Origin of the sequence: Bartonella sp. CL436QHHD, assembly GCF_042195105.1 — a bacterium.
In the GTDB taxonomy this organism is placed as follows: Bacteria; Pseudomonadota; Alphaproteobacteria; order Rhizobiales; family Rhizobiaceae; genus Bartonella.
This window is the reverse complement of sequence record NZ_JBHINR010000014.1, coordinates 1-6,962: the sequence shown is the minus strand read 5'-3', so window position 1 is coordinate 6,962 and position 6,962 is coordinate 1. Positions and strand designations below refer to the sequence as shown.

At 40.7% G+C, this 6,962-nt stretch carries 6 protein-coding genes and 1 pseudogene; 5 read left to right on the top strand and 2 right to left on the bottom strand.

Annotated elements, in window-relative coordinates; all coding sequences use genetic code 11:
- Positions 1 to 111: pseudogene (locus ACFIKN_RS01940) on the bottom strand (transcriptional regulator); the annotation flags it as partial.
- A gap of 1,338 nt (positions 112 to 1,449) precedes the next feature.
- Here ACFIKN_RS01940 and ACFIKN_RS01935 point away from each other — a divergent pair.
- The 5 genes from ACFIKN_RS01935 (at position 1,450) to ACFIKN_RS01915 (ending at position 5,851) form a co-directional block, all read left to right on the top strand.
- On the top strand, positions 1,450 to 1,635 hold the full coding sequence (locus ACFIKN_RS01935) for a hypothetical protein (protein ID WP_375643503.1): 186 nt from the start codon (positions 1,450 to 1,452) through the stop codon (positions 1,633 to 1,635).
- Positions 1,636 to 1,882: 247 nt separating this feature from the next.
- Complete coding sequence (infA, locus tag ACFIKN_RS01930; protein ID WP_004857577.1) at positions 1,883 to 2,101, top strand: translation initiation factor IF-1; 219 nt, start codon at positions 1,883 to 1,885, stop codon at positions 2,099 to 2,101.
- A gap of 251 nt (positions 2,102 to 2,352) precedes the next feature.
- Complete coding sequence (locus ACFIKN_RS01925; protein ID WP_375657827.1) at positions 2,353 to 3,066, top strand: Maf family nucleotide pyrophosphatase; 714 nt, start codon at positions 2,353 to 2,355, stop codon at positions 3,064 to 3,066.
- Positions 3,067 to 3,087: 21 nt separating this feature from the next.
- Positions 3,088 to 3,369 carry a DNA gyrase inhibitor YacG gene (gene yacG / locus ACFIKN_RS01920; RefSeq protein WP_273790829.1) on the top strand — a complete coding sequence of 94 codons (282 nt, stop codon included), beginning with the start codon at positions 3,088 to 3,090 and terminating at the stop codon, positions 3,367 to 3,369.
- Positions 3,370 to 4,861: 1,492 nt separating this feature from the next.
- The gene (locus ACFIKN_RS01915; protein WP_375657826.1) at positions 4,862 to 5,851 is read left to right on the top strand and encodes an MFS transporter; all 990 of its coding nucleotides are present in this window, start codon (positions 4,862 to 4,864) and stop codon (positions 5,849 to 5,851) included.
- A gap of 429 nt (positions 5,852 to 6,280) precedes the next feature.
- Here ACFIKN_RS01915 and ACFIKN_RS01910 read toward each other — a convergent pair whose 3' ends face one another.
- Positions 6,281 to 6,652 carry a helix-turn-helix domain-containing protein gene (locus ACFIKN_RS01910; RefSeq protein ID WP_375631426.1) on the bottom strand — a complete coding sequence of 124 codons (372 nt, stop codon included), beginning with the start codon at positions 6,650 to 6,652 and terminating at the stop codon, positions 6,281 to 6,283.
- Between the last annotated feature and the right edge of the window lie 310 nt (positions 6,653 to 6,962).

Here is a 6,962-nt window from a genome sequence, read left to right as displayed (position 1 = left end):
GACGCCTAAATAGTTTCCTAATGCTTTTTGAGAAAGCCTCATGGCAATTCTTCTTTGACGAATTCTTTTGCCTATCAAAATGTCGATAAAACTTGGATTTTTGGTTTGCACTTCAAGCCCCCCTCCGGTTGCGAGCGCCCTCGCATTGGTATTCCGGGAGTCTAAAAGTACTGAGCTTAATCAGCTTTTTGCTTTTAGTGCGGAAACGCACCTGGACATAGCAAAATCTCCCGGAATTCCGGGATACCCGCAATGCGGGATAAATTTATGTATTAAGCTTTCGGGCTTTTAGCTCCCTATTTGATCGTTGCGTGGACGATCAAAAACACGTGCTTATCAATAAAGTAATTTCAGGAGATTGGCAAGAAAAATCAAAATAATCTCAAAGACTATAAGATTGGGTACTTTTTAAAAAAGTGCGAAATATGGATTATAAATCGCGTTTTTTTGCTATCAAAATATCGATAAAATTTGGATTTTTAGTTTGCACTTCAAGCCCCCCTCCGGTTGCGAGCGCCCTCGCATTGGTATTCCGGGAGTCAAAAATACTGAACCTAAATCAGCTTTTTGCTTTTAGTGCGGAAACGCACCTGGACATAGCAAAATCTCCCGGAATTCCGGGATACTCGCAATGCGGGATAAATTTATGTATTAAGCTTTCGGGCTTTTAGCTCCCTATTGGTCGTTGCGTATACGACCAAACTTACACTTTAAGTGATAAAGTAATTTCAGAAGATTGGCAAATAAAAATAGTTTTTATTTATAAACTTTATTTTTTAATGAGAGGCTTTCCGCCTCTCAAACTCTCCGGAACGCTCACCAAAATCATGAGATCAGACCCGCGTTTAATGAGGGGACTAACAATCCTAGGTTCTTAAGGTCAAGGAGACCATTACATGGCGCCTAACGGCGTCCTTGACCCAAGAACTTAACGGCTTGTTTTGTCCCTCTCACGCGGCTCCGAAATCATGATTAGAAGGGGAGCTTATAGGGGTGGTGATATCCGGCATATCAATTTATCAACGTGTTTTTTTAGAGTGTGATGAATATTTTAGGCTGGATTTTTTTGTCGCGTTTGATGAAATAATCTCGTTTGAGGGTGGGTGATCTGAAGTGCTTGGGGGAGATTGGCTAGGCAAGAAGCTGGGTTAATACTATTGTTTATAGAGCGGCGTGGGGTGGAAGTTTCATTTGGCTTTATTCTGTGAATCTGTAAAAGCGTGAAAACGTATATTCGTGAAAAAGGAAAGGCTTTATGTTGTTAGGGGCGTTGTGGTTAATGATACGCAATGTATGGGGATCCTGTTTTCGAAGGTAGGGAGAGCAACATAAATGAAAGGAGTGGCTTAGAGGAAATGTGTGGAGAGAGGGAAAATGGGGCAAGGGTGTACGGGAATACATAGAGTGTGGAGGGGGGCGGTGAAGCATGTTGTGAATGGTGTGTGAAGAATGGACAAGGTTTTGAAAAAAGGAGGGGGCTTTTGGTGTGGGGAGTGGTGTTTATTTGAAGGGCGCATGTTTAAGGTGTGGAAGGCGGAAGGTGAGGAAAAGTTGGAGGGAGGAGGATTGTTTGTAAGTTGTGGAGGGATTAGTCAGAGGTATTGGGAAAATGCTTTAGGGGAAAAATTAGCGTAATTTCTTGTCATACTGAAACCAAAATCATCATAAAAATTGAAGGAAATTAGCGGGTAAAATTGGTGGAGAGAAAGTTTTGATTCTTAAGGTGTGAGGTGATGTTTTTTGAGAACATGAGAGAGTAAACTTGAAAAACCTTTCCCTTTTTGTGGAATTTTTATTCACAAACTTAAGAAAATAGGGTATGAACGCTGGAAATAACGCGCAGCTTAACAAAATATGTGCACTGTAAAGGAAATGTTTGTTTATGTCAAAAGAAGAAGTTTTAGAATTTTCTGGTATCGTTACTGAACTCTTACCTAACGCGATGTTTCGTGTGAAACTGGAAAATGATCATGAAATTATTGCCCATACCGCTGGTAGAATGCGGAAAAATCGTATACGGGTGTTGGCCGGTGATAAAATCATGGTGGAAATGACACCTTATGATTTGACAAAAGGGCGTATTACATATCGCTATAAGTAGCCTCGTGGGTGGCTTGTGCTTTTTTCTAAAAGCTATCATATTATTTCTATTATTTTTTAACAGTTTTTTAGTTTGCTTTTCATGAGTGAAAAAAGGGAAGTATTTGAAGGTCCTTGAAAAACTGTAAAATCAATGCAAAAAAAGGATAAGGAAGATTAATGGTGCTTAAAAGGGGGTGCTTAAAAAGGGGCCGCGTAAAAGGGGGTGCGTAAAAGGGGGGTGAGAGGGAAGTCAATTGTGAAGGGGTGGAAATGAGAAATATAAGAGAGTGGGGGGAAAAACGTTTGGCAGATACTCTTACAGAAGAAATTCATTTGGTGCTTGCCTCCGCTTCGCCAAGGCGTTTAGCGCTCTTGGCACAAATAGGGATTGATCCGCAGCAGGTTTATGCAAGTGATATTGATGAAACACCAAAATTAAAAGAACATCCTGCAAAGCTTGCCAAACGTTTGGCAAAAGAAAAAGCGCTGAAAGCCCAAGAGATTTTGCGCTGGTACAGTCAGAGTGGTCAAGACGAGTTGCAGAATGGTCAAGAAAAATTACCTGGACAGAAAATGATTATCTTAGCGGCTGATACGGTGGTGGCTGTGGGGCGGACCATTCTCCCCAAACCAGAAAGCGAGGATGAGGCTTATGAATGTTTACGATACCTTTCTGGGCGTTCGCATAAGGTCTATGGCGCTATTTGTGCGCTCAATGAACATGGAAAAATAACCGTAAAATTGGTTGAAAGTCGTGTCCGTTTTAGACGCTTAACCTCTGCCATGATGAAGGCTTACCTTGCTTCAGGAGAATGGCAAGGGAAAGCGGGTGGCTACGCTATCCAAGGAAAAGCCGGTGCTTTTGTTGTCTATATCAGGGGATCTTATTCTAATGTTGTGGGATTGCCTTTGGCTGAAACAGCCGATCTCTTGATCGCTTATCACTATCCACTTTTCACTCACTGGGCTGAAGAAACGCATTAGAAAAACTGTAAGGCAAGTTCAATGCAAGGTGAAAAGCAACAAAAAGAGAAAAAAAATGAAAAAAAAGGAACAGAAGAAAAGTTAATGAACGAGCAGAAGACAAAGGTGCGCCAAGAACAAAAAGAGCTAAATTTGCAAAAAGAGACCCGTCCTCCGCATCCTTGTCCTATTTGTGGTCAAATGTCACAAAAATCTTCATATCCTTTTTGTTCCACACGGTGCCGAGCCATTGATCTTAATCGTTGGCTTTCAGGCTCTTATATTTTACCGCCTCCTCCACAGAAAAGTGATGAAGAAGAATAAAGGGGGCTTCCTCTTGAGAAGAGGACGCTCAGAGCGTTTTTTTGTGTGGGAGCTAAAGGAAGGCGCGCGGGATTATCCTATATCAATGGATTCAAGAGCTGGATTAACGGCTTGGTTATTGTCGTCATTCGCAAAGACGCAGATTAAGTTCAATCAACGATGGAAGTTTTAATACATATCTAAGACTTATCCCCAGTGGTTTCCATGGATAATTATAAATTGCCTTTTGGTGCTTTGTTGCGTGAAATTCGTTGATGCTTTTAGGGTATGAGGAAAAATTGATCATCTAATCAGTATTGCTAACGAAAAAAGAGGGGTGCGTGTTTTGGTGCAAAGAGGTGGGGCAATAAAAAATCGCTTGTTGGTGCTTTGTTGCGTGAAAGTTGTTGGTGCTTTTAGGGTATGAGGAAAAATTGATCATCTAATCAGTATTGCTAACGAAAAAAGAGGGGTGCGTGTTTTGGTGCAAAGAGGTGGGGCAATAAAAAATCGCTTGTTGGTGCTTTGTTGCGTGAAAGTTGTTGGTGCCTTTAGGGTGTGAGAAAAAATTGGTCATCTAATCAGTATTGCTAACGAAAAAGAGGGGGAGTGTGTTTTGGTGCAAAGAGATGGGGCAATAAAAAATCGCTTGTTGGTGCTTTGTTGCGTGAAAGTTGTTGGTGCTTTTAGGGTATGAGGAAAAATTGGTCATCTAATCAGTATTGCTAACGAAAAAAGAGGGGTGCGTGTTTTGGTGCAAAGAGATGGGGCAATAAAAAATCGCTTGTTGGTGCTTTGATGCGTGAAAGTTGTTGGTGCTTTTAGGGTATGAGGAAAAATTAGTCATCTAATCAGTATTGCTAACGAAAAAAGAGGGGTGTCTGTTTTGGTGCAAAGAGGTGGGGCAATAAAAAATCGCTTGTTGGTGCTTTGTTGCGTGAAAGTTGTTGGTGCTTTTAGGGTGTGAGGAAAAATTGATAGTTCAATCAGTATTGCTAACGAAAAAAGAGGGGAGTGTGTTTTGGTGCAAAGAGGTGGGGCAATAAAAAATCGCTTGTTGGTGCTTTGTTGCGTGAAAGTTGTTGGTGCTTTTAGGGTATGAGGAAAAATTTGTCATCTAATCAGTATTGCTAACGAAAAAAGAGGGGAGTGTGTTTTGGTGCAAAGAGGTGGGGCAATAAAAAATCGCTTGTTGGTGCTTTGTTGCGTGAAAGTTGTTGGTGCTTTTAGGGTGTGAGAAAAAATTGATAGTTCAATCAGTATTGCTAACGAAAAAGAGGGGGGCGTGTTTTGGTGCAAAGAGGTGGGGCAATAAAAAATCGCTTGTTGGTGCTTTTGCTGGGTAATGGTATGGTGTCATTTGGGGGCTGGATTGATTATATCGTGATTTTGACCGTATCTGTGTTCACTTGGAAAGCTAATCAATATGATGTCGCTTTTATTGGAGCGGCAACATTATTCCCTGGTATCGTTCTGTCGAAGCCAATTGGAATGTTGGTAAGTCCACCGTTCTATGATCCATTGGTTGCGGGCGTCACTGCTGTTACGGGCGCTATGTACTGTCGGTTTATTGCTGGCGACGAGTCTGCAAGGATTTATTATACTGGCAGTTATTCGAGCGACATTCAACAGTCTAGCCATGCCTGCAATTTCCGTTCTTAGTGCAAATTCTGTGCCTGAACACGGACGGACTCGTTACTATTCTGTGCTTAACATGATCAATAGCGCAGCAAAGATGATAGGACCTGCTTTGGGGAGTGCTCTGTCTGTACTTTTATCAGATACATATACTTTATTATTTTCTGGTTTTTTGACATTGCTAGGCTTTATCGTGTTTTGTTTTCTTGGTGCACAACCTGTCTCGTCGCTAAGAATAAAAAAAGCGAATACCACGCAAGTACAGCAGAGGCTTTATGGGACAGCTTGGTATGCCTATGTGGCGGTGGTGTTTGTGTATTTTGCCATGGTCTTTATGGTGAATAATCAGTTGCCCGTTATTCTCGGCACAATGAAAATGAATAAACAGACTCTTGGAATGCTGGTATCTGCTTCAGCGATTGGTAATTTTCTCTATGGGTTTTGGCGTGTGAAACAATCAAAGCATAAACCCCTTACAGGCAAAATATCGGAGTTGTTAATGCCGGCAATGTCAACAATGATTGGTTTTGTCATGATCTCAGTGTGCTTTTTTTACTTTGATTTACTCCGTATTGAGACTTTGTTGCTTTGTTTTTTCCTTATTGGAATGGTTAGCGCTTACTTTTCCATATCTTCTAATGTTTATCTGGTAAGCAATTTCAATGAACAGATTGGATTGGCTTCCGGATGGGTGCAGTCTATACAAAATTTAGCGATGTTGGTGGCGCCGTTTGTTGGAGCGTTTGTTTTAGGTCACACTTCGGCTGGAAAATTGTTCCTTCTTTCTGGATTGAGTGGATTATTCTGTTTATTGGCTATCAGGATATTGGTGAACCGTTCTTTGTCTATTATTCGTTCTCAATGATTGGCTCATCAACGAAACAAATGTTTTAAATCATTTTTCTGAGGTTTAGAGGACGTGGAGATAATCCAACATAGAGCAGCTCTTTCAACGTTATAGATTCAATTTTTGATTTTTACTTAACCGCTCATATTTTTGTTTTTTTTTCGGGGCTTTGTTTTCTTGACACTGTTCTACCGTCTCGTAAACTCAATAGGGGGCATGGTTTTGAGCGATAATGTCATTTTTGTTTAACTCCGCTTTGCTACGAATAGTCAAACTTAAAAACTCAGCTGCTAATCCTCAATCAGCTTGGCTTTCTAAGGCAATGGAAACAGAAAACAAGCTATAGTGTGAATTATCTTATATGCCATAAAACATCACTCTTGGGGGTATGGTGATATCAGGTATGGGAAACTTTAGGCGGGGGTATGTTAATTGTTGCTCTTTTTCCTAATCAGAAATCAACCACAAGATTGCTTTTTGTTTTTTTGGCTGGAGGTCTCTAAAGTTTTTCAAAAGAGTGTGTTCTTTTTCGCTATAGGTTTCTTGATCACGGAGTGGGGTATTTTCTTTTGTTGAGATATCTTCTTTTGTAGCAATGTCTGCATAAAAAAAGCTTATAGGAACTTCCAGTTTTTGGGCGATTTTGAGTAAACATCCTGCGCTTACACGATTGAAGCCTTTTTCGTATTTTTGGATTTGTTGAAAACTAACACCTAAATGGCTTCCTAATTCTTTTTGGGAAAGGCTCATTGAAATGCGTCTGTGGCGGATTCTTTTGCCTATCAGAATGTCGATAAAATTTGGATTTTTGGTTTGCACTTCAAGCCCCCCTCCGGTTGCGAGCGCCCTCGCATTGGTATTCCGGGAGTCTAAAAGTACTGAATCCGAGTCAGTTTTTTTGCTTTTAGTGCTTAAAGCACCTGGACATAGCAAAAACTCCCGGAATTCCGGGATACCCACAAAAGTAGGCTCAATTGTACGCTCGGATTTAGGGCTTTTAGTTCCCTATTGATCGTTGCGTGGACGATCAAAAACACGTGCTTATCAATAAAGTAATTTCAGAAGATTGGCAAGAGAAATGAAAATAATCTCAAAGAGACTATATGATTGGGTACTTTTTAAAAAAGTG